The organism is Luteimonas panaciterrae, from assembly GCF_020511115.1.
GTDB lineage: Bacteria > Pseudomonadota > Gammaproteobacteria > Xanthomonadales > Xanthomonadaceae > Luteimonas > Luteimonas panaciterrae.
This window is the reverse complement of record NZ_JAJAVH010000004.1, coordinates 64258-85376: the sequence shown is the minus strand read 5'-3', so window position 1 is coordinate 85376 and position 21119 is coordinate 64258. Positions and strand designations below refer to the sequence as shown.

The 21119-nt window shown below is 64.2% G+C and carries 20 protein-coding genes and 1 tRNA gene; 12 read left to right on the top strand and 9 right to left on the bottom strand.

The window, feature by feature from the left end; genetic code table 11:
• Positions 1 to 4: 4 nt before the first annotated feature.
• Both pheA and serC read right to left on the bottom strand, forming a co-directional pair.
• Complete coding sequence (gene pheA / locus LG367_RS05260; RefSeq protein ID WP_226468182.1) at positions 5 to 1198, bottom strand: prephenate dehydratase; 1194 nt, start codon at positions 1196 to 1198, stop codon at positions 5 to 7.
• Entirely contained in the window at positions 1191 to 2291 is a 1101-nt protein-coding gene (gene serC / locus LG367_RS05255) for a phosphoserine transaminase (protein ID WP_226468181.1), read from the bottom strand. The genes pheA and serC overlap by 8 nt, the downstream gene beginning before the upstream one ends.
• A gap of 302 nt (positions 2292 to 2593) precedes the next feature.
• Between serC and msrP the strand changes: the two genes are divergently transcribed.
• Positions 2594 to 3574, top strand: a complete 981-nt coding sequence (gene msrP, locus LG367_RS05250; RefSeq protein ID WP_226468180.1) for a protein-methionine-sulfoxide reductase catalytic subunit MsrP — start codon at positions 2594 to 2596, stop codon at positions 3572 to 3574.
• 13 nt (positions 3575 to 3587) lie between these two features.
• Positions 3588 to 4256: a protein-methionine-sulfoxide reductase heme-binding subunit MsrQ gene (gene msrQ, locus LG367_RS05245; RefSeq protein ID WP_226468179.1), complete on the top strand. Its 669-nt coding sequence runs from the start codon at positions 3588 to 3590 to the stop codon at positions 4254 to 4256.
• Here the strand turns inward: msrQ and LG367_RS05240 are convergent.
• Positions 4233 to 5057: an FHA domain-containing protein gene (locus tag LG367_RS05240; RefSeq protein WP_226468178.1), complete on the bottom strand. Its 825-nt coding sequence runs from the start codon at positions 5055 to 5057 to the stop codon at positions 4233 to 4235. The two genes, msrQ and LG367_RS05240, sit on opposite strands and share 24 nt — an antisense overlap.
• 113 nt (positions 5058 to 5170) lie before the next feature.
• Between LG367_RS05240 and LG367_RS05235 the strand changes: the two genes are divergently transcribed.
• A complete protein-coding gene (locus LG367_RS05235; protein WP_226468177.1) occupies positions 5171 to 5446 on the top strand; it encodes a polyhydroxyalkanoic acid system family protein in 276 nt (91 codons plus the stop codon).
• Positions 5447 to 5522: 76 nt separating this feature from the next.
• Here LG367_RS05235 and LG367_RS05230 read toward each other — a convergent pair whose 3' ends face one another.
• Complete coding sequence (locus LG367_RS05230) at positions 5523 to 6239, bottom strand: DUF8198 family protein (RefSeq protein ID WP_226468176.1); 717 nt, start codon at positions 6237 to 6239, stop codon at positions 5523 to 5525.
• A gap of 94 nt (positions 6240 to 6333) precedes the next feature.
• On the opposite strand from LG367_RS05230, the gene LG367_RS05225 reads away from it, so the two are divergent.
• Both LG367_RS05225 and LG367_RS05220 read left to right on the top strand, forming a co-directional pair.
• Positions 6334 to 7602 carry a patatin-like phospholipase family protein gene (locus LG367_RS05225; protein ID WP_226468175.1) on the top strand — a complete coding sequence of 423 codons (1269 nt, stop codon included), beginning with the start codon at positions 6334 to 6336 and terminating at the stop codon, positions 7600 to 7602.
• A gap of 112 nt (positions 7603 to 7714) precedes the next feature.
• Positions 7715 to 8239, top strand: coding sequence for a phasin family protein (locus LG367_RS05220; protein WP_226468174.1), 525 nt, complete (start codon positions 7715 to 7717; stop codon positions 8237 to 8239).
• A 621-nt stretch (positions 8240 to 8860) separates the two neighbouring features.
• Here LG367_RS05220 and LG367_RS05215 read toward each other — a convergent pair.
• Positions 8861 to 10849 (bottom strand): SDR family oxidoreductase, encoded by a 1989-nt coding sequence (locus LG367_RS05215; RefSeq protein WP_226468173.1) that lies wholly within the window; start codon positions 10847 to 10849, stop codon positions 8861 to 8863.
• Between the two features lie 156 nt (positions 10850 to 11005).
• On the opposite strand from LG367_RS05215, the gene LG367_RS05210 reads away from it, so the two are divergent.
• On the top strand, positions 11006 to 11263 hold the full coding sequence (locus LG367_RS05210; RefSeq protein WP_226468172.1) for an acyl-CoA-binding protein: 258 nt from the start codon (positions 11006 to 11008) through the stop codon (positions 11261 to 11263).
• Between the two features lie 28 nt (positions 11264 to 11291).
• Complete coding sequence (locus LG367_RS05205; RefSeq protein ID WP_226468171.1) at positions 11292 to 11921, top strand: TetR/AcrR family transcriptional regulator; 630 nt, start codon at positions 11292 to 11294, stop codon at positions 11919 to 11921.
• 51 nt (positions 11922 to 11972) lie between these two features.
• Here LG367_RS05205 and LG367_RS05200 read toward each other — a convergent pair whose 3' ends face one another.
• Positions 11973 to 12362, bottom strand: coding sequence for a hypothetical protein (locus LG367_RS05200; protein ID WP_226468170.1), 390 nt, complete (start codon positions 12360 to 12362; stop codon positions 11973 to 11975).
• Positions 12363 to 12550: 188 nt separating this feature from the next.
• Here LG367_RS05200 and LG367_RS05195 point away from each other — a divergent pair, with 188 nt between their 5' ends.
• The 3 genes from LG367_RS05195 (at position 12551) to LG367_RS05185 (ending at position 15234) form a co-directional block, all read left to right on the top strand.
• Positions 12551 to 13402 (top strand): hypothetical protein, encoded by an 852-nt coding sequence (locus LG367_RS05195; protein ID WP_226468169.1) that lies wholly within the window; start codon positions 12551 to 12553, stop codon positions 13400 to 13402.
• Between the two features lie 156 nt (positions 13403 to 13558).
• Positions 13559 to 13633, top strand: a tRNA-Val gene (locus LG367_RS05190).
• A gap of 395 nt (positions 13634 to 14028) precedes the next feature.
• Positions 14029 to 15234, top strand: coding sequence for a neutral zinc metallopeptidase (locus tag LG367_RS05185; protein ID WP_226468168.1), 1206 nt, complete (start codon positions 14029 to 14031; stop codon positions 15232 to 15234).
• A gap of 64 nt (positions 15235 to 15298) precedes the next feature.
• Here the strand turns inward: LG367_RS05185 and LG367_RS05180 are convergent, their stop codons facing one another.
• The 3 genes from LG367_RS05180 to LG367_RS05170 all read right to left on the bottom strand — a co-directional run bounded on the left by LG367_RS05180 (position 15299) and on the right by LG367_RS05170 (position 18850).
• Positions 15299 to 16570 carry a PQQ-dependent sugar dehydrogenase gene (locus tag LG367_RS05180; RefSeq protein ID WP_226468167.1) on the bottom strand — a complete coding sequence of 424 codons (1272 nt, stop codon included), beginning with the start codon at positions 16568 to 16570 and terminating at the stop codon, positions 15299 to 15301.
• 96 nt (positions 16571 to 16666) lie between these two features.
• Positions 16667 to 18289, bottom strand: coding sequence for an FMN-binding glutamate synthase family protein (locus LG367_RS05175; protein WP_226468166.1), 1623 nt, complete (start codon positions 18287 to 18289; stop codon positions 16667 to 16669).
• 9 nt (positions 18290 to 18298) lie between these two features.
• On the bottom strand, positions 18299 to 18850 hold the full coding sequence (locus tag LG367_RS05170; protein WP_226468612.1) for a DUF1993 domain-containing protein: 552 nt from the start codon (positions 18848 to 18850) through the stop codon (positions 18299 to 18301).
• Positions 18851 to 19086: 236 nt separating this feature from the next.
• Between LG367_RS05170 and LG367_RS05165 the strand changes: the two genes are divergently transcribed.
• On the top strand, positions 19087 to 19935 hold the full coding sequence (locus tag LG367_RS05165) for a hypothetical protein (protein WP_226468165.1): 849 nt from the start codon (positions 19087 to 19089) through the stop codon (positions 19933 to 19935).
• Positions 19936 to 19987: 52 nt separating this feature from the next.
• Positions 19988 to 21079 (top strand): hypothetical protein, encoded by a 1092-nt coding sequence (locus tag LG367_RS05160; protein ID WP_226468164.1) that lies wholly within the window; start codon positions 19988 to 19990, stop codon positions 21077 to 21079.
• Positions 21080 to 21119 lie beyond the last annotated feature (40 nt).

Below are 21119 nucleotides of genomic sequence, written 5' to 3'. Positions count from 1 at the left end.
GCGCTCACGGCACCGCGACCGGGTAGGAACCGAGCACGCGCACGTCACCAGCGAAGCGATCGATCTCGGACAGCGCATCCTTCAGCGGCGACTCCTCGGCATGGCCGCTGACGTCGATGAAGAATGCGTATTGCCACAGCGCACCGTGATCGGGACGCGACTCGATGCGGTTCATGCTGATGTTGCGGCGCGCCAGCGGCTCGAGGATCTTGTAGAGCGCGCCGGGCTGGTCGCGGATGAACACCAGCAGCGAAGTGCGATCGTTGCCGGACGGCGGGAAGGTACTGCGGCCGATCACCAGGAAGCGCGTGGTGTTGTCGCTATGGTCCTCGATCGGCCCTGCGATGACTTTCAGGCCGTAGACATGCGCGGCGTTCTCGCTGGCGATGGCAGCGGCATCGTCGGCATTGCGCGCGCGGCGGGCGGCGTCGGCGTTGCTGACGACGGCTTCCTTCTGCGCCTTCGGCAAATTGCGGCGCAACCAGCCGCCGCACTGGGCCAGCGACAGGCGGTGCGAGTACACGCGCTCGATGTCCTCGATATGGCCGCTGCGCGACATCAGGTACTGGTGTACGCGCAGTTCGACTTCGCCGCAGATGTGCAGCGGCGAGGTCAGGAACAGATCGAGCGTGGACTGGATCGTGCCCTGGCTGGAATTCTCCACCGGCACCACACCGAAATCGGCGGCGCCGGAAGCGACTTCGTTGAACACCTCTTCCACGCTCGACAGCGGCAGGCCCTTCGCGGAATGGCCGAAGTGCTTGTGCACCGCCTGCTGCGAGAACGTGCCTTCCGGCCCGAGGTAGCCGATCTTGAGCGGCTCCTGCTGCGCCAGACAGGCCGACATGATTTCGCGGAACAGGCGCACCAGCACTTCGTCCGACAGCGGGCCGTCGTTGCGATCCACCACGCGGCGCAGCACCTGCGCTTCGCGCTCGGGACGGTAGTACTCGACCGCGGCGGCGAGCTTGCCCTTGGCCCTGCCCACCTGCTGCGCGAACTGCGCGCGTTCGGCGATCAGGGATTGAATCCGGTGGTCGATCCCATCGATCTGGGCGCGGACGGCGAGCAGATCGGGCTTGGCCGTTTCCTGCGGCGCTTCGACAGCCGCGGTTTTCTGCTTCTTGATCGTAGGCTTTTTCGCAGCCGGTTTTTTGGCCGAAGTCTTTCCGGCAGATTTGCGTGTACGGTCAACCATGGCGATTCTGGAAATCCTTCATGAAAGCGGCGAGCACGCGAACGCCTTCGACCGGCATCGCGTTGTAGATCGAGGCGCGCATGCCGCCCAGCACCTTGTGGCCTTTCAGCGAGATCAGGCCGGCGTCTTTGGCCTCGATGAGGAACTTGTCGTTGAGCGATTCGTCGCGCAGGAAGAACGGCACGTTCATGCGCGAACGCACCGCCGGATCGACGTCGTTGCGGTAGAAGCCACCGGAGGTGTCGATCGTCGTGTACAGCAGCCGCGATTTCTCCTCGCTGCGGCGCGCGAACTCCTCCACCCCGCCCTCTGCCAGCATCCACTTGAATACCAATCCGGCCAGATACCAGTTGTAGCTCGGCGGCGTGTTGAGCATCGACTCCGCCTGCAGGTGCGAGGCGTAGTTGAAGATGTTGGCGCGCGGCTGGCCGGTGCGTTCGAGCAGGTCGCGACGCACGATCAGCACGCTCACGCCCACCGGGCCGAGGTTCTTCTGCGCACCGCCGTAGATCAGGCCGTAGCGCGTGATGTCGATCGGCTCGGAAGCGATGCTGGAGCTGAAGTCGGCGAACAGCGGCACGTCGCCGACGTCGGGCGGCGTCTCTCCCCAGGCCGGGCGGAATTCGACGCCGTGGATCGTTTCGTTGGCGGTGATGTGGACGTAAGCGGCGTCCTTCGACAAACGCCAGGTCTCGCGCGCCGGGATGGTGCGGAAACCACCGTCCTCGCCGCTCGCGGCGATGTTGATGTCGACGTAGGGCGTCACCTGCTTCAGCGCGGTCTTGCCCCAGTGTCCGGTGACGACGTAGTCGGCCTTCTGCCCGGGCGAAGCGAAATTCAGCGCGATCAACGCCTGTTGCGTGGTGGCGCCGCCGGCCAGGAACAGCACGGCGTAGTCGTCGGGGATCGTCAGCAGACGGCGCAGATCGGCCTCGGCTTCACGCGCCACTTCGAGGAACTCGGGGCCGCGATGGCTCAGTTCCACGATCGAGGCGCCGGCATCGCGCCATTCGAGCAATTCTTCCTGCGCCGTTTTCAGGACCGCTTCAGGCAGCGCGGCGGGTCCAGCAGCGAAGTTGTAGGCGCGCGACATCGTTGGGGATCCCCTAATCTTGCGGTTCGTCCGCTGGTGGCGTGGCCGGCTAGTATGCCGCAGTGCAGCAGGGCTGCTGCAATGGTTTTCCGCGCAACTTTTTGCCCAGGTACCGCCTCTATGCTCTTGCTTTCCCTTCTCCCGCCGGGAGAAGGTGCCCCGTAGGGGCGGATGAGGGCGGAATAATTCCCGCTCACGAGAACTCTTCCTGGCAAGTCGTTCTCCTTCCCTCATCCGGCGCTCCGCGCCACCTTCTCCCGATGGGAGAAGGAAAAGCGAATTGTTTTTTCCGGAGTCATGCCATGTTCCCCAGACACGTCCTGCGCGACGCCCTCCGCATCCCCGCCGCGGAAGTCACCGACGAAACGGTTTACCGCCAGCGCCGCCGGCTGCTGACCGCATTGGTCGGAACCCCGGCGCTCGCGCTCAGCGCCTGCTCGCGCGCGGAGCCGCCGGCACCGCCGAAAGTCGCCATCACACCGGCACAAGCCAAATCCGGGTTCCGCACGGACGAGGAACTCACCCGCTACCAGGACGTCACCAGCTACAACAATTTCTACGAATTCGGCACCGGCAAGAACGACCCCTCGCGCGCGCCGCGCACGCTGCGCACCTCGCCGTGGACGGTGACCGTGGGCGGTGAATGCGCCAAGCCCGGCAAGATTTCGCTGGAAGACCTGCTCAAGGGCCTGAAGCCCGAGGAGCGCATCTACCGCATGCGCTGCGTGGAGGGCTGGTCGATGGTGATCCCCTGGCTCGGCGTGCCGCTGGCCGACGTGCTGAAGAAATTCGAACCGACCTCGAAGGCGAAGTACGTCGCCTTCACCTCGCTCGCCGATCCCAAGCAGATGCCGGAAGTGCGCTACCGCTCGATCAATTGGCCGTATCGCGAGGGCCTGCGCATCGACGAGGCCATGCATCCGCTCACGATCCTGGCCACCGGCCTGTACGGCAAGGCGCTGCCGCAGCAGAACGGCGCGCCGCTGCGGCTGGTGGTGCCGTGGAAGTACGGCTTCAAGGGCATCAAGTCGATCATCGAGATCAACTTCGTCGAGACGATGCCGGAAACCGCCTGGCACGACCTGCAGCCGTCGGAATATGGCTTCTTCAGCAACGTCAATCCGAACGTCGATCACCCACGCTGGAGCCAGAAGACCGAACGCCGCATCGCCGGCAAGACCGGCAACCTGTTCGCCGAGCGCATCCCCACCCGAATCTTCAACGGCTACGCGCCGCAGGTCGCCTCGCTATACACGGGCCTGGATTTGAAGAAGTGGTTCTGAACGCCCCGCGCCGATGCCGAAGACTTCCACAGCCATCATCGCCACCAAGACCGCCGTCCATCTCGCCGCGCTGACGCCACTCGCGATCCTCGCCTGGCAGTTCTGGGACGTCTACAACACGGGAAGCGATGCCCTCGGCGCCGATCCGGTCGCCGAGATCGAACATCGCCTCGGTCTGTGGGCGCTGCGCTTCCTCATGATCGCGTTGGCGATCACGCCGCTGCGCCAGCTGACCGGACAGGCCGTGCTGATCCGCTTCCGCCGCATGCTCGGCCTGTACGCGTTCGCCTACGCCACACTGCACTTCTCGGCCTATCTGTTCCTGGACCTGCGCAACTACTGGACGCAGATCTTCGAGGGGATCGCCAAGCGCCCGTACATCACCGTCGGCTTCGCCGCCTGGCTGCTGCTGTTGCCGCTGGCGATCACCTCCACCAAGGGCTGGATCAAGCGCCTGGGACGCAACTGGGGGCGCCTGCACAAGCTGGTCTACCTCATCGGCGTGCTGGCCGTGCTGCACTTCTGGTGGCTGGTGAAGTCCGACATCCGCGAGCCGCTGCTGTACGCGGCGATCCTGGCTGTGCTGCTCGGATGGCGTGCCTGGAAATGGGGGGCGAAGCGGCGTGCCGCCCCTTCCCCGCGGCGATCGCCGGTGCGATCAGGCGCTGCCGAACAGCAGTAGCAGCGCCAGCAATCCCGCCAGCACCAGCGCCGCCAGCAGCAGCCATGGCAGACGCCACGCGGTCGAGCGCCCCTTCCCCGCATCGGCCGGGGTTTCGAGTTCGAAGATGTGCTCATCGACCGGCGTCAACCGGGTTTCGCGCTCCGCCCGCCGCAATGCCGGCGCCTCCACCACGAAGCGATGGTGCGCGTCGAAGACGATCTGATCGCCCGGCTGCAGCCAGGCATTGCGCACCGACTCGCCGTTGACCACGCTGCCGTCCACCGAGCCGAGATCACGCAGGATGATGCGATCGCCCACCAACTCCAGGCGCGCATGGCGATCGGCGAAGGCGGGATCGTCGATACGGATGTCCGCCTCCTCGGTGCGTCCGACCAGGCGCGAGCGCTCCAGCGTGAAGCTGCGTCCGTGGTACTGCCCGCCAACGCCGCGCAGCAGCACGCGAGTTCCATCGGCGACGTCCACGTCGCCCGCGTCCTTCGGCAGCTTCTCGGGCACCTGCGGCGGCCGCGCGCCCACCAGCCGCATCTCGATACCGTCGATATAGACCGCATCGCCCACGCGCAGCATGGCCATGCGACGAATCTCGCGCCCGTTGACGTGCACGCCGCGCACGCCGTCGGCCACCGTCAGCCAGACGCCGCGGCGGTCCACGAAGAACCGCACCAGCGGCGCCTGCGCTTCATCCAGCAGACCAAGGGTATCAGCGCGGCCGTTCGCGCGGCCGATGCCATGCATGCCGGCGCCGAGCATCAGCTCGGGCTGGTCGCGGCCGACGAAGCGCAGTTTCAGGGGATCCATGCGGCGGCAATCTATCATGGCCGTCCAGACTTGGAGGCCGTGGCGCGACGCCGCAGAATACGTCCACCGAAACACCCATCAAATACGCCCACCGACGCAGCACGGAGCCACGCATGGCCGGTATCGACATCCGACACAAACATTCCATGCCCCTCACCAAGGCACGCAAGGCCGTGGAAGACGTGGCGAAGAAGCTCGCCGACCGTTTCGATTTCGAATACGGCTGGGACGGCGACACCATGAACTTCACGCGCAGCGGCGTCGACGGCAAGATCGCGCTGACGGCGAAGCAGCTGCATGTCACCGCCAAGCTGGGGTTCCTGCTCTCGGCGCTGCAAGGCACGGTCGAGAAGGAAATCCGGCGCGTGCTCGACGAGAAATTCTCGTAGCACATCTTTTATTGAGCTGGCGCGAATCTCGCGACGGACCGGATACGAACCGGATTCGGCAATTCAATCCAGCCAATCAATCCAGCAAAAACGGATCGTCCTCGCCCTCGAACAACCGCCGCGACACCTCCCGCTCGTCACGCTCGATCTCGGCCACGAACTTGTCGGGATTCCCCAGCGCCTCGAACGCGGCGTAGCCGCGCTCCAGGAACCCCTGCAATTCGCTGAGCCCCGCCAGCTTGGCCGGCCCGCGCGAGAACGCCAGCAGCGCCGATACGCCGGGCATCTTCAGGGCACGCCCGAATCCGGCGCCCACACTACGGATCAGCGCGATCTGCCGCGCCCGCAACCGCGGTAGGCCGATCTCGCGATACGCCTCCGCGTACAGCGCCTCGTCCAGCCGCTTCCGGCGCGGCGCCAGCGCCTGCAATGCCTCGGCCATGCGCAGATCGAGCGCATGCGACAGCACGCCCAGCTCCATCGCATCGGCCACCGTTTCCAGCAGGCGCTTGGGCAGCAGCCGCTGCATCATCGGCAACACCCGCGCGATGTCGGCGTCGCGGCGGGTGAAATCGCGGTCGCCGTAAACGTCGCTGAGGAAGAATTCGGCCGCCGGCCGGCGCTTGGGGTCGGTCAGGAAGCGCTGGAAACTTCGTTTCAGGCGTTCGGCCTGCCAGCGCCGCAATTCAGGCAGCCAGGGCGATTTGTTGCGCGGCTCCCGTTTAGGATCCTGCAGCCGCAGGTGCCAAGCGAGCCGGCGCGCGATTCGGGCGGCTAGGGGCGATCGGGCCATGATGCTTATCATCCATGCTACCGGTGCCCAAGGCGAGCCGGTTTATCCCGGCGGATCGGCTAAACTCCGCCATCCCAGGAACGTGACGGTCGGCATGCTTTCACTCCATACGGCGCAGAGACGCGCCCCTTCCCGCAAGCGTCAGCCGGCCAGGATCGGCCTGGCCATCGCCGGCGGCGGCCCGATCGGGGGCATGTACGAACTCGGCGCGCTGCGCGCCCTCGACGAGGCGTTCGAAGGCCTCGACATCAACGATCTCGACGGCTACGTCGGTGTCAGCAGCGGCGCTTTCCTGGCCGCCGGGCTCGCCAATCGCATCACCACCGACGAGATGTGCCGGGTCTTCATCACCGGTGACAGTCGCGACATCCAGTTCCGCCCCGAAACCTTCCTACGCCCGGCGCTCTACGAATACCTGCAGCGCGCCGCCAGCCTGCCGCGCCTGACCATCGACTGGTGGCGCGGCCTGCTGCTCGACCCGCGCAACGCGCGCTGGTCCGACATCATCGAACGCTTCGGCGGCCTGGTCCCGACCGGACTGTTCGACAACACCGAAGTCGAACGCTTCATGCGCGGCGTATTCAACCGCCGCGGTCGCAGCAACGATTTCCGCGAATTGCCCAACAAGCTGTTCGTCGTCGCCGTCGAACTCGACAACGGCGAACCCGTTGTCTTCGGCAGCGAAGGCTGGGACGACGTGCCGATCTCGCAGGCGGTACAGGCCAGCGCCGCCCTGCCCGGCCTGTATCCGCCGGTGGAGCTACGCGGTCGCCACTACGTCGACGGCGCCCTGCGCCGCACCCTGCATGCCTCGGTGCTGCTGGAGCGCGGCATCGACCTGCTGATCGGCATCAATCCGCTGGTGCCCTTCAACAGCAGCGGCAATGGCGCGAAGAACGCCATGCACCACCGACTTGCCGAAGGCGGCCTGCCGGCGGTGCTCTCGCAGACCTTCCGGAGCCTGCTGCAATCACGCATGCAGGTCGGTCTGGCGAAATACACGCAGCAGTATCCCGACGTCGACCAGCTCGTGTTCGAAGCCAATTCCGACGACGGCGAGCTGTTCCACACCAATCTCTTCAGCTTCGCCTCGCGCCGCCGCGTCTGCCAGCAGGCCTATCGCCACACGCTGGAGGAACTGCGCCGTCGCGCCGACGAACTGCGCCCGGCGCTGGCCGCGAACGGCATCCGCCTGCGCGACGAGATCCTCAACGATCCCCACCGCACCATCCTGAGCGGGCTGGCACCCTTGCCGCCGCGCGGCACCGAAACCACCGCCAGGCTGCGCCGCGCCCTGGAAGACACCGAACGCGTCATCGCCAAGCGCACGCACCGCCGTCGTAGCCGGCGTTTGTCCGCATAACCATGGGCGGGCGCTGCGGCGCCCGAGCATGCATTGTGTGCTGGTCGTGTGAATGCTCTAGACAAGACGCGGACGATGCATGCAAATGCATACGAGCGCCCGGGAGGGCAACATGGCCAAGTTCAAGAAAACCGCAAGCAAGAAGACTGCCTCCAGCAAGCCTGATCTGCAGGCCCAGGCCGACAAGCTGTCGAAGTCGCTGAGCGAATCCGCCCAGCAGATCTGGCACGCCGGCGTCGGCGCCTTCGCCCGCGCGCAGGCCGAGGGCGGCAAGCTGTTCGAAACCCTCGTCAAGGAAGGCCTCAACCTCGAGCAGACCGCGCGCAAGATCGCCGGTGGCCGCGCCGATGTGGTCCGCGACGCCGTCGACCAGCGCGTCGAGCAGGCCCGCGGCCGCGCCACCGACACCTGGGACCGTCTCGAGAAGGTGTTCGAGGATCGCGTGCAGCGCGCGCTCACCAAGCTCGGCGTGCCGGGCCGTGACGATCTCACCGATCTGAGCAAGCGCGTCGAAGCGCTGACCGCCGAACTGCGTCGCCAGGGTCCGACGTCGCGCAAGTCCGCGGCCGCCAAGGCGCCGGCCAAGAAGGCTGTTCGCAAGTCGGCGAAGAAGGCAACCGCCAAGCGCGCGCGCTGATCTGAATTCGACAAACCCAATGCCGGCTGATCTTGGGACTTGATCCTGTAGGATTCCCCGGTAAAGATGTAGCTGTAAGCGTTTTCGCCCGCCAACCCATCAGAAGACCGTATGCTCCCTCCCCTTACGGCTTCGGGTTGGCGGGCTTCTAGTTTCTGGGGTTTGTTGTTTTGACTGGGTGTCGTTCCCGTGAATGCGGGAACCCATGCATGGGATTGGCGTTAGCTTTACTCGTCATTCCCGCGAAGGCGGGAATCCAGCTTCTCGGGGCATCGTCATCCCAGCGGAAGCTGGAACCCATTTTGCCTTTGCTGTTGCATGTGAAGATCAAAGGCGTTTCGCCCCTTCGGGGCGAGTTCATTTCTTTTGGGGCTTACCAAAAGAAATGAACTCGGCCGCGTAGCGGACGAAACGCTTTGGATTTTCAACAGCAACAGCAAAGGCGAAATGGATCCCAGCTTAGGCTGGGATGACGATCAAGCGAGAAGCTGGATGACCAGCCATCCGGCTGTTAAAAACCCGGCTTTCGCCGCAATGACGACCAACAGCCAAATGAATCCCGGCTTCCGCCGGGACCACAGTCAGTCAATCAGCGACATTGCCCCTAACCTCGCAGCAATGTCACCAATGCACCCCACGCATCAACGCCGCGAACGCCATCTGCTCGCTGCTGGTGTGCTCTTCCTTCAGCCCCTTCTTGTCGCCCTTCGCCGCGGCGGAATCCGGGAACAATTCGAAGGCGGTGCTCATGATCACTTCGTAGGCCTTCGGCGCCACTGCATTCAGCAGTGCCGAGAAGATACCCAGGCGCGTGGCGATGCGGCTCGGTTTTTCGATGATCGCTTTCACCAACAGATCGGCCGCTTCGTCCGGCGTCAGCGTGGGCACGCTCTCGTACATCTTGGTCGGGGCGATCATCGGGGTCTTCACCAGCGGCATGTTGATGGTGGTGAAGGAGATGCCCTTGCCCGAGAGTTCGCCCTGGGCGCAGCGGCTGAACGCGTCCAACGCCGCCTTGGAGGCGACATAGGCGGAGAAGCGCGGCGAGTTTGCCAGCACGCCGATCGAGCTGATGTTGATGATGTGACCTTTGCGCCGATGGATCATCGCCGGCATGAAACCCATGATCAGGCGCAGGCTGCCGAAGTAGTTCAGCTGCATGGTGCGTTCGAAGTCATGGAAGCGGTCGTAACTCAGTTCGATCGAGCGGCGGATCGAGCGGCCCGCGTTGTTGATCAGCACATCGACGTGGCCGTGTTCCTTCAATATCGTCTGCACCAGGCGATCGCAGTCGGCCATGTCGGCAAGATCGGCCGTATAGGCGAACACCTTGCCGCCCTTCGCCTTCATCTCGTCGCGCGCCTTGAACAATTCCTCCTTGCCGCGCGCGACGATCACGGTAACGGCACCGGCCTCGGCCACGCGCTGCGCGGTCGACAGGCCGATACCGGACGAGCCGCCGGTGATCACCACCACCTTGTTGCGCACCTTGCCTTTGAGCGTGCGGTCGACGAACAGGTCGGGGTCAAGGTGGCGTTCCCAGTAGTCCCACAGCCGCCACGCGTAGCTTTCCAGCGGCGGCACCGTGATGCCGCTGCCTTTCAGCGCGCGCTCGGCCTCGCGGCTGTCGAAGCGCGTCGGATAGGTGATGAACTTCATCACGCTCTTCGGGATCTTGAAATCCTTCAGCAGCATGCCGGTGAAACGCTTCACCGGAGGCAGGTTCGTGATCGCACTGCGCAAGCCGCTCGGGACGAAGGCGAACATGCGCGCATCCAGCCGCATCGTCATCTCCGGCGCGTGGCCGGCGCGGCAGAACACGTTGAGCACTTCGCCCACGCGTAGCGGCTCGGGGTCGGTGAGATGGAAGGTGTGCCCGTCGAGCTTGGGCTTGTGCGCGATGTGGTCCATCGCATCGACGACGTAATCCACCGGCACGATATTGATGCGCCCGCCCTCGATGCCCAGCGTCGGCATCCACGGCGGCAACATCTGGCGCAGCTTCTTGATCAAGGTAAAGAAGTAGTACGGCCCGTCGATCTTGTCCATCTCGCCGGTCTGCGAGTGGCCGACTACCATGCCGGGACGATAGATGCGCCACTTGATGCGCGTTTCCTCGCGCACCAGGCCCTCGGAGTCGTGCTTGGTGCGCAGGTAGGGATCCTTCAATCCCTCCGCCTCGTCGAACATGTCCTCACGGAAGATGCCCGGATACAGACCGGCAGCGGCGATCGAACTGGTGTGATGGAAACACCCCGCCTCGATCGCGGCGGCCAGATCGAGCGCATGCTGGGTGCCGTCGACATTGGCCGCATGCTGCGACTCGGCACTGGCCTCCATGTCGTAGATCGCGGCAAGATGGAAGAAATGCCGGACCTTGCCCTTCAGCGCGCGCACCTGCGCCGCCGAAACGCCGCATTTGGCCGCCGTCATGTCCCCCGGCACCACGACTATCCGTTTGAGATCCCATCCCATCTTCTTGGCGATGGCGTCGAATTTCTTCTGCGAATCCGGACGCACCAGCACATGGATCGTCCCCTTGCGCTTGAGCAGGTTGCCGATCAGGAAACGTCCAATGAACCCGGTGGCACCAGTGACGAAATAGCTCATGCCCTTCCTCATGAGTCGCGCCGCGCATGGCGGCTGTAGCCGGCTACGTTGCCAGAGGCGGAGGCTCGCGACAATTGCCGCGCCAATTCGCGAGCGTATTGACCCCCTCGGCGGTTGCATGGTGTCATGCCGGTCCAACCCGGGAGACTAGGCACCATGAGCGATCTGCAAACCCAGTTTGACCAGGCCCAGCTGGATGTGAAGGGGCTGTCGGAACGTCCGGACAACGACACGCTACTGCAACTCTACGCCCTCTACAAACAGGGCTCCGCGGGTGATGTCAGCGGCGAAAAGCCGGGTTTCTTCGATTTCGTCGGCACCGCCAAGTACGAAGCCTGGGCCAAGCTCAAGGGCACCTCGCAGGACGCCGCCAAGCAGCAATACATCGACCTGGTGAAGAAGCTGGCCGGCTGACGGCGCGGGACGACAGGGGCCTCGCCCGATGGCATCGCGACAAACGCGCCAGCGCATCCTCGATGCTTCGCTCGCGATGTTCAATGCGCAGGGCGAGCCCAACGTCACCACCAATCACATCGCCGACGAGCTGGAGATCAGCCCGGGCAACCTGTATTACCACTTCCGTAACAAGGACGACATCATCGAGCAGCTGTTCAGCCGCTTCGATACGCGCATGGATGAAGCGCTGACCCCGCCGGAGGGGCGCCTGCCGGGGCTGGAGGACATCTGGTTGCAGCTGCATCTCGTCTTCGAGTGCATCTGGGACTACCGCTTCCTCTATCGCGACCTGGTCGAAATCCTCAGCCGCAACCGGCGCTTGCGCATCCGCTTCGCGCGCATCCTCAAGCGCGCCGACGACAGCGCCCACGAAGTCATGCGGGGATTGACGCAGGCCGGCGTGATCCGCGCCTCGGCGGCCGAACTCGATGCCGCCTCGACCAATGTCCTGGTCCTGGCCACGTTCTGGCTGAACTACGCCTCGGTGCGAGGCGACAAGGACGAGCAGACGGCGATCCGCGAAGGGATCGTGCAGGTGATGATGCTGCTCGCGCCGTTCCTGCGCGACGCCGAGCGGGTGCATCTGAACACCCTGATGCAGGCCTATCTCGACTGAATCGGCGCGGCGGCGATCGCCGGCCGCGCCTGACTGATCAGCTCAATGCGCTCAGGCACGTGCCTTGCGCGCACCTGTGCGGCGCGCGACCGGGCGACGTGTCGCGGTACCGGTGCGACGCGTGGTCTTCTTCGCCGCCTTGCGGGCCGGCTTGGCCGCCTTCGGGGCGATGCCGAGCTTCACCAGTACCGGATGCAGACGGGCCTCGATCTCGGCACTGAACTGCTCGACCTTGGGCTCGACCTGCTCGCGCACGCTGATCAGGCCGCCGCGGGCGATGCTCTGCACGTCGTTGGCGCGACGGCTCAGACGGTTCACGGTCTTGAGCGCGGCGTTGCGGATCTCGCGACGGGCGACAACCACCGCGCCCAGCGAAGCCAGCCAGACGTGGCGCAGCGAGGTTTCCTTGCCGGAGGAGCGGGTTTGCTTCTTGGCCACCATGTTCGGAACTCCTGACATCGGCCGATAGGGCCGATTTCCAAGGCCATAGACTGTCGGTTGGGCATGGAGCAATCACACTACGCGTTCGCGCCCGATTCATCGGCCGCCGCTTGCCGCTGTGCGGCTTGCCAGCCGCCGTTCGGCGCGGGATGCTGGCGCCCCCGAAAACAATGCCAAAAGGATTCCGCATGGCCGCCAAACCCGCCTGGGCCGCTTTTCCGCACGACGCCAAACCCTTCGCCTACGCCGGCGACGCGCTGAAAAAAGCCTGGCCCCGGCTGCACGCCGGCGACTGCGAACCCTGGCCCGACGACAAGCGCGCCGCCGCCCTGCTCAAGGCGGCCGGCAAGGCCGCGCCAAAGCTCGACGCCGCCGCCCTCGCCGCCGCGCTCCAGGACGCCTGGCGGGCATTCCATCGCGGCGACTTCAAGGCCGCCTTCGACGCCGGTGAAGCGCTCGGCCCGGTCGGCGCCTCGGTCGCCGTCAAGGCGCTCGGCATCCACGCCACCTATCTTGTCTCCAACGAGGCCGAGAAGCTCAAGCGCTACGAACAGGCCGCCAAGATCGCCGAGGCCGCCATCAAGGCGCTGCCGGACGAGGCCAACAGCCACTACCGCCACGCCTTCGCCCTCGGCCGCTACAGCCAGGGCCTGAGCATCGCCAAGGCGCTCAAGGAAGGCATCGCCGGCAAGGTGCGCTCCGCGCTCGACACCACCCTCGAACTCGCCCCCAAGCACGCCGAAGCCCACACCGCCCTCGCCCTCTACCACGCCGAGATCATCAACAAGATCGGCGCCATGATCGGCGGCCTCACCTACGGCGCCAAAGCCGCGGACGCCGAATCGCACATCAAGAGCGCCCTCAAGTTCACCCCGGACTCCCCGATCGCCCACATCGAGCACGGCAACGTCCTGCTCTTGCTGCACGGCGACAAGAAGGAGGACGCCGCGGCCGCGGCCTACGAGAAGGCGGCCAAGCTCAAGCCCGCCGATGCCATGGAAGCGCTGGATGTGGCCTACGCGCGCTCGGAGATCGAATAAGGCGAAGGCGGATGCCGCCGGGGCAAGGAGCGCTTCCACCGGAGTCGAGGGCCGTTTCCTGACCGGATCGGCCCCGGATGGCCTCCCGGCTTGCCCGAACCGCCACCTCCCCTTTAGAATTCGCGGCTCGCTCGCGGCAGCGTCATGCCACGACTTGGGCGGTTAGCTCAGCGGTAGAGCATTGCCTTCACACGGCAAGGGTCGCAGGTTCGATCCCTGCACCGCCCACCAACGATTAGGCCACCTTCACCGGTGGCCTTTTTGTTGCCCGGAATATTCTCCGGCTACTCAGAAAAAATAAATCGCTCGAGAGTCTGGTCTGAAAACACCTATCCAGACTTGCTCAAGCATTGTGGAAAACTCTGGGCCTCTCGACGTTCAATGACTCGCTTTCGTGTTGTGCATCCGCAACAAATCATTCGCAGCGCGACATCCAGGTGATTCGATAGCAACAAATCATAAGAAATCGCTGCATCACAGCAGTTGCCTCAACGGCACACGCGAGCAAGACCAGCACAGTACAAGTAGGGTCTTCCTTCACATCCCCGTTACATGCAATGGGTCGCTGGAAAGCGCCCGTTGCACATACGTATGGAAAAACGAATCCAAAGCATTGGGGAAAGACCATGATCAGACTCAAGACCCTCACCAGGCAGCTGCTAATCGCCTCCGCACTTTGCGCCACGACGACCATCGTCGGCGCCGCATCGTCGCAGCCACAATCCACCACCACATCGGCTACAGAACTGCGATCGCTGCAGCGTCTCGAAGCCACCTTGAACGCCCTGCCGGACGACTGGGAACGCCGCGTCCAAAGCGTCAGCACGCGCCTGGGCATTCCGGAATCCCCGTGGTCGCAGCTCGTCGATAGCGCCATCAACCCCGGCGACTATCGCTGCGAGACGACCGATCTCTCGCTGTGGATCGACGGCACCGTCACGCCAGACTTGATTTCAGCGATCCGGGGAATCGGCAGTGAGCTCGGTTCGAACTTCGCCAACTCCGTGCTCGATTTCCCGCAATACGATGCGCTGCTGTTCGGCTCCGAATCCAGCAGCAACTACTTCGGTGTCAATGGCGAGTACACCCATCTACTGACTTCGGAGATGAAGGATCTGAAGCGCTTCTGGGATATCGACTCCTCAAAGATCCAGCTGCTGCCCTTCCACGGCGCCGACGTCTTCAGTAGCGTCGAGCGTCTGGAGCGCGTGATCAAGGCCCTGTACGGTGTTTCAGACGAGGTGGCGAAGCTCGCGGCGCAAAGCGTGTACGACCACATCCACGCCTATCCTTCCTTGAAGGGCGGCAACCATCCCTTGTTCACCTTCAACGCGTTCGCTTTCAGCCCGAAGCCCGGCAGCGGACTGGAAGACCTGGGTGATCGCATCATCATGGGCGATGGCATGATGCAGGGCATGGCTGCGATCGGTTTTGGCGACGTCGCGCCGCGCGCTGTTCTCGGTCACGAATTCGGCCATCAGGTGCAGTACGACAACGACCTGTTCGAATCCGATCTGACCGGCGCCGAGGCCACGCGACGCACCGAGCTGATGGCGGATGCGTTCAGCACCTACTTCCTCACGCACAAGCGTGGCGCGACCTTGAACGCGAAGCGGCTACTGCCTTCGCTGAACTCTTTCTATCAAATCGGCGATTGCAACTTCAGTAGTTCCAACCATCACGGAACGCCCGATCAAAGATTCAACGCGTCGATATGGGGTTCGGATCTGGCCGCCAGCGCGCAGAAGAAGGGACACATCCTGCCTTCTTTGACCGTCAGTGATCTGTTCGAACGTGAGCTGCCAATCCTCGTGAAACCGGACGCCAATTGATTGCAACGCACGACATCCCGGCTTCGGCCGGGATGTCGTGTGCAGTTGATTCAACCGCGAGAACTTAGATTCCAATCCCGGGGGTGAGTTTCAGAAGACGCGCATTCCCGCCATCCTCCAGCAGCCAGATCGCACCATCCGGTCCCTGCTCCACTTCACGGATGCGCTGTCCTCGCGGATAGCGGGCCGCTTCCCGCGCCCAGGGCGGCGATGCCGCGCCGCCGAGCTTGACGCGGACTAAAGCCTGCGACGCCAATCCGCCCATGAATCCATCGCCGCGGAAGTACGGGAACATCCTGCCGGTGTAGATGATGAAACCGGCCGGCGCGATCACTGGGTTCCACCAGGCTTCCGGCGCGTTGAATTCCGGACGCGTGGGATGATCGGGGATGGGTGTCCCGTCGTAGTGGTCGCCATTGGAGACGATCGGCCATCCGTAATTGGAGCCGCGCTCGATCAGGTTCAGTTCGTCACCGCCCATCGGCCCCATCTCGTGCGCCCACAGGCGGCCTTGCGGATCGAAGGCCAGGCCGAGCACGTTGCGATGCCCGAGCGACCACACCTGCGCGGCCACGCCGCCTTGATTGACGAAGGGATTGTCGGATGGAATCGAACCGTCCGCATTGAGGCGGATGATCTTGCCGAGATTCGATTGCATGTCCTGCGCCGGATCGAATTTCTGCCGATCGCCCGAGGTGATCCAGAGCTTGCCGCTGCCATCGAAGGCGATGCGATGGCTGTAGTGGCCCTCGCCCGTCACCTTCGGCACCTGCCGCCAGACCACCTGCACGTTGGACAGGCTTCCGCCGCCGCCCGGGTTCAAATTCAGCACCGCGCGCGCCACCGCCGCGCCACGTGTGTCGTTCGTGCCCTGCTCCGCATAACTGAGATAGACGAGCCGGTTGCTGTTGAACTGCGGATGCAGCACCACATCGCCAAGACCGCCCTGCCCACCGTAGGCGACGGTGGGGACGCCGGAAATCTCGCTGGTCTGCCGGCTGGCGAGATCGAAGACTTTCAGCTTCCCTTGTTTTTCCGTCACCAGCAGGCGGCCGTCGGGAAGGAACGTCATTGCCCAGGGTTCGGCGAAGCGCGCGAATTCCGTGCTGACGAACAACTGGATCGACGGCAGCTTGCCGCCGGTGTAGATCGGTGCCGTGGCGGCGGCGGGTGGCGCGGCTTCCTGCGGCCCCGCTCGCACCGCGGCAAGCGGCTGTGGCGAATCGGAACCGATCTTCAGCACGGCAATCAATCCATCCTTGCCGGTGAGGCTGAGCTTGTCGCAAGACGTCAGCAGGACACAGGAACAAATGGCGGCCAACCAGATTCCGCGCATGACGACACTCCCGCTGGGATGATGAGATTCGTTCTATCTCAACTCGAAGTGGAATGCTGTGAACGCGTTACCGCAATCCAAGTCAGGCAATCCGACTCAGAACGTTTTCGCCGCGCGCATCGCCATCACGCGCTCTGGCGCCGCGAAACTGTCGCTGCGCGCGACTGACCAGAACTCCTTGAAGACCGCGTGTTCAGGGATTCCCTTCAGCAGTTCGCCTGGTTCTAGGAACCGGTACAGCGCCGCGAGCGAGCGCACTTCGATCGGCGAGACGCGTCGCACGATGTGTTCCGGTCCCAATTCGCTCGGATGGTTGAGCCCCGATGCGCACAGCAGATCGCGCAGTGCCTTCAAGGTGTTCTCGTGGAACTGGTGCACACGTGCCGTCTTGTCGCCGGTGTCGAGCTTGCGCCAGCGCGCCGGGTCCTGCGTGGCGATGCCGGTGGGACAGCGATCGGTATGGCAGCTCAATGACTGGATGCAGCCGAGCGCGAACATGTAGCCGCGCGCCGCATTGCACCAGTCCGCGCCCATCGCCAGCGTGCGCGCGATGTCGAACGCGCTGGTGATCTTGCCCGCGCCGCCGATCCTGATTCGATCGCGCAGATCGAGCCCGACTAGGGTGTTGTGCACCAGCATCAACGCCTCGTGCATCGGCACGCCGATGTGGTCGACGAATTCCGCCGGCGCGGCGCCTGTGCCGCCCTCGGCACCGTCGACGACGATGAAATCCGGCAGGATTCCCGTCTCGCGCATCGCCTTGGCCACGCCGAACCATTCCCAGGGATGACCGATCGCGAGCTTGAACCCGGTCGGCTTGCCGCCCGACAGCTCGCGCAATCGTGCGACGAACTCCAGCAATCCAGCCGGCGTGGAGAATGCCGTGTGCCGTGCCGGCGACACGCAGTCCACGCCGACGCGCACGCCGCGCGTGGCGGCGATTTCCGGGCTCACCTTCGCCGCCGGCAGCACGCCGCCGTGCCCGGGCTTGGCGCCCTGGGAGAGCTTGATCTCGATCATCTTCACTTGCGGATCGCGGGCGTTGGCGACGAAGCGTTCTTCGTTGAAGCGACCTTCTTCGTCACGGCATCCGAAATAGCCGGACCCGATCTCCCAGACGAGATCGCCGCCGCCCTCGCGGTGATACGGCGAGATCGAGCCCTCGCCCGTGTCGTGATAGAAGCCGCCGCGCTTGGCGCCGGCGTTGAGCGAACGGATGGCGTTGGCCGACAGCGCGCCGAAACTCATCGCCGAGATGTTGAAGACGCTGGCGTCGTATGGCTGCGCCGCATTCTCGCCGATGCGCACGCGGAAATCGTGCGAGGCGATCTCGGTCGGTGCCAGCGAATGGTTGATCCATTCGTAGTCCACGCCGTACACGTCCTGCTCGGTGCCGAACGGCACCACGTCGGATACGTGCTTGGCGCGCTGATACACCAGGGCGCGCTGCTGGCGCGAGAACGGTGCCTCCTGGGTGTCGCTCTGGACGAAATACTGGCGGATTTCCGGCCCGATCGATTCGAGGAAATAGCGGAAATTCGCCAGCAGCGGATAGTTGCGGCGCAGCGTGCTGCGCGTCTGCAGCAAGTCCCAGGTTCCAGAGAGCGCGAGAAACGTGAAGACACCCGCGCCCCACCACCAGCCGGGGTGTCGCAATGCCAGCATGATGCAGAGAATCGCCAACAGAACGCTGATGACGTAGGCGAGATAACGCGACATGCTGTCTCCTCAATCGTCCGGCATCGATCCAGCGTCCGCCGGCGGAAAACGGAATCCTGGCGGGTAGACATGATACCCGTCGAAGTCGGGTTTCCCCACGAGAACGCCGAGGAAGCGCAGCACCGCATACGTCATCGACAGGTGAAAGAAGAAGTTCGGCATGGCGTAGTGCAAGGCATATTCACGCGACGGAAGGGTGAGCGACGTGAATCCGGCCTCTCCCGTCACCGAGGCCGCGTCCGTCTCGAACGCATCCGCCGGCAATCCCTGCAAGGCCTGCCGTGTCTCCCGCGCGAGCAGGCGCAGATCCGCGAGCGAGCCCTGCTCTCCTGACATCTCTGGAACTTCGCGTCCCATCAGCGGAAAGACGGTGCGGAATGCGAAGCCGCATGCGCTCCGCACCTGTTGCGCGAGCGGGAACATGTCCTCGACCAGCCTCGCCTCCAATACTTCTCGTTCCGACAGGCCGCCATCACGCACTTGCACCTCGGCCAGCGCGAGCAAACCGTCCAGGCGCTGCAAGTAGCGCGACAAGATCGGCACGGTGGCGTCATACAGCATTGTGGTCACGCAGGAGGCCCGGGCACTGGCAAGCCGCGATCGTGCCGAAGTCGGCCTCCGAAATCCAATCCTCGCATTTGGGGTGAAACGCTCGGCGCCCGGTCGTCACTAGATACGGGAAGGGACTGCAGCTCTTCAATCACCCATGGACCTATGAGCCGATCACACGGCTCAAAGCGAGGAGCATCATGATTTCGACACCCAAAAGCGCCGCCAGAAACGCTCTGGCGGGCCTGATGTTGTACGCCTTGACGATGTTGCCGGTCGGTGCCTCGATCATCGATCCGGTCACGCCTCAACAGCTCTCCAAGGACGCCGAACTGGTTTTCGAGGGCGAGGTGATCTCCGTCGACTATCGCATGTCCGAACCCGGCAACGGCGCCCCATCGCTGCCGCATACCTTCGTGACGTACCGGATCGATCGCCTGCTGAAAGGCGCATCGCAAGACGGAAACATCATCGTGCTGCGCATGCAGGGCGGCCCGATGCAGGGCGGCCACATGGCCATGATGGTCGCCGGCATGCCGACCTTCGATGTCGGCGATCGCGACCTTCTGTTCGTGCGGGGCAACGGCCAGGCCATTGCTCCGCTCGTGGGCTGGGACCAGGGCCGGTTTCGCGTCGTCAACGGTCTGGTCTACAGCGATGACGGGCATGAAATCTTTCTCGACCCGCAAAACCGCTTCATCCGCGGACAGGCCCGCCCGCTCCCCGAGGTGTTGACGCACCGCATGGGCAAGGTCGAAATCGGCTTCGCCGCGCCGAGTTCGGCCACTCCGTTCTCTCCGCCGAGCGGTGCCCGCCGGGCCACTGAAAGCGAATTCGTGCGCGCGGTGCAGAGATTGATCACCACGACCAATCGTCCCGAAGCGCTCAAGGCCGCGGCACCGCAGCCGAGCGCCAAGCCTGGGCTGCCGTTCCGGATCGCGGCATCCGCGCCCTTGCCGGCGCCGAAGCGCCCCGCTGTCGCGCCCGCCGTAACGCTGCGTGGCGAACCGGATCTCATCGAACAGCGACTGGTGGAAGAAAAACTGCGTCGCACGCTGAAAGCCCCGCAGGGACCGAAACAACCCAAGCGGCCCTGACAGCGGTCCGAGCATCCTCAAGGAATATCCGTAGATATCAGGAGAAACCATCATGCGCTTGAACAGAATTTTTTATCTCTTCGCCGTCCTGGCCGGCTTTTTCGTCAGCGGCCAATCGTTCGCCTGGGTACCGATCGCCACCTGCAACGGCCAGAACGTGAAGTGGTCCAGCTCGAATGCCTCGATGAGCGCATCGGGCGTCGGATTCCCCGTCGGCGACTGGCGTAACGCGCTCAGCGAGACCGTGTCGAAGTGGTACAACCAGCCCAGCAACTTCAGCATTTCCATGAGCTGGGACGACGCCTCCGTCGGCCTCGGCAACGGACAGAACGAAGTGTGGTGGTCCTCGAACTTCGGCGCGCCGGCGATCACCAACTTTTGGTACAACACGCAAACCTGCACCTTCACCGAAGCCGACGTCCGCTTCGACAACACCGTGGCCTATCACTTCACGCACACGGCCAGCAGCCTGTGGCCCTATGGCGGTGGCTCGCGTCCGTTCCAGACCACGGCGATGCATGAACTCGGCCACGTCGCGGGTCTTGGTCACGAAGGCGACGTTTACAACATCATGGGCGAGGACTGGACGCACATTCACGCCAACTGCGGCCTCGCCTACGCCTATCCCGGCGAAGATGCGGTGAGCGGTGTCGTGGCCTTGTACGGAGCATGGGCCGGTGCGCTGGAGGAACTGGGTGTCGCCAACTGGCGCCGCACGGGCGTGCTGGGCGGTGGCTACAGCGATCACAGCCGCACGCGCCTGTTCGACGCCGCTACCGGCGCGGAACTGCCGTTGTGGTCGAGCTTCCCCGAGCCCGTCTACCGGGTCAACGCCGGGCAGTCCGTCCGTCTCGAACTGACTTACGAGAACATGGGCAAGACCACCCCGCTGCTGGCCGATGCTCGCGTTTATCTGTCGACCAACAATTGCATCACCTCGCTGGACACGGTGATGGAAAACTTCTGGGTCAGCCAGTCGCGCGATGTGCCGTTCCTCACGACGCGGACCATCACGATCCCGACCACCCTGGCGAGCGGCTCGCTGCGCTGGCTCGGTGCATCGATCGATGATCCCGCCGCGCACTCCGAGTCCTACGACAACGACTACGAGAACGCTTCGTACATCGGCATCCGCGTCAATTAAGCCGTTGCCGGCAACGCGTCGAAACTCCGGAACATCCTCC

Excerpts from the sequence above, each read along its gene's own strand:
- pheA (WP_226468182.1), bottom strand. The coding sequence starts at position 1,198 with ATGGTTGACCGTACACGCAAATCTGCCGGAAAGACTTCGGCCAAAAAA.
- serC (WP_226468181.1), bottom strand. The coding sequence starts at position 2,291 with ATGTCGCGCGCCTACAACTTCGCTGCTGGACCCGCCGCGCTGCCTGAA.
- msrP (WP_226468180.1), top strand. The coding sequence starts at position 2,594 with ATGTTCCCCAGACACGTCCTGCGCGACGCCCTCCGCATCCCCGCCGCG.
- msrQ (WP_226468179.1), top strand. The coding sequence starts at position 3,588 with ATGCCGAAGACTTCCACAGCCATCATCGCCACCAAGACCGCCGTCCAT.
- LG367_RS05240 (WP_226468178.1), bottom strand. The coding sequence starts at position 5,057 with ATGGATCCCCTGAAACTGCGCTTCGTCGGCCGCGACCAGCCCGAGCTG.
- LG367_RS05235 (WP_226468177.1), top strand. The coding sequence starts at position 5,171 with ATGGCCGGTATCGACATCCGACACAAACATTCCATGCCCCTCACCAAG.
- LG367_RS05230 (WP_226468176.1), bottom strand. The coding sequence starts at position 6,239 with ATGGCCCGATCGCCCCTAGCCGCCCGAATCGCGCGCCGGCTCGCTTGG.
- LG367_RS05225 (WP_226468175.1), top strand. The coding sequence starts at position 6,334 with ATGCTTTCACTCCATACGGCGCAGAGACGCGCCCCTTCCCGCAAGCGT.
- LG367_RS05220 (WP_226468174.1), top strand. The coding sequence starts at position 7,715 with ATGGCCAAGTTCAAGAAAACCGCAAGCAAGAAGACTGCCTCCAGCAAG.
- LG367_RS05215 (WP_226468173.1), bottom strand. The coding sequence starts at position 10,849 with ATGAGCTATTTCGTCACTGGTGCCACCGGGTTCATTGGACGTTTCCTG.
- LG367_RS05210 (WP_226468172.1), top strand. The coding sequence starts at position 11,006 with ATGAGCGATCTGCAAACCCAGTTTGACCAGGCCCAGCTGGATGTGAAG.
- LG367_RS05205 (WP_226468171.1), top strand. The coding sequence starts at position 11,292 with ATGGCATCGCGACAAACGCGCCAGCGCATCCTCGATGCTTCGCTCGCG.
- LG367_RS05200 (WP_226468170.1), bottom strand. The coding sequence starts at position 12,362 with ATGGTGGCCAAGAAGCAAACCCGCTCCTCCGGCAAGGAAACCTCGCTG.
- LG367_RS05195 (WP_226468169.1), top strand. The coding sequence starts at position 12,551 with ATGGCCGCCAAACCCGCCTGGGCCGCTTTTCCGCACGACGCCAAACCC.
- LG367_RS05185 (WP_226468168.1), top strand. The coding sequence starts at position 14,029 with ATGATCAGACTCAAGACCCTCACCAGGCAGCTGCTAATCGCCTCCGCA.
- LG367_RS05180 (WP_226468167.1), bottom strand. The coding sequence starts at position 16,570 with ATGCGCGGAATCTGGTTGGCCGCCATTTGTTCCTGTGTCCTGCTGACG.
- LG367_RS05175 (WP_226468166.1), bottom strand. The coding sequence starts at position 18,289 with ATGTCGCGTTATCTCGCCTACGTCATCAGCGTTCTGTTGGCGATTCTC.
- LG367_RS05170 (WP_226468612.1), bottom strand. The coding sequence starts at position 18,850 with ATGCTGTATGACGCCACCGTGCCGATCTTGTCGCGCTACTTGCAGCGC.
- LG367_RS05165 (WP_226468165.1), top strand. The coding sequence starts at position 19,087 with ATGTTGTACGCCTTGACGATGTTGCCGGTCGGTGCCTCGATCATCGAT.
- LG367_RS05160 (WP_226468164.1), top strand. The coding sequence starts at position 19,988 with ATGCGCTTGAACAGAATTTTTTATCTCTTCGCCGTCCTGGCCGGCTTT.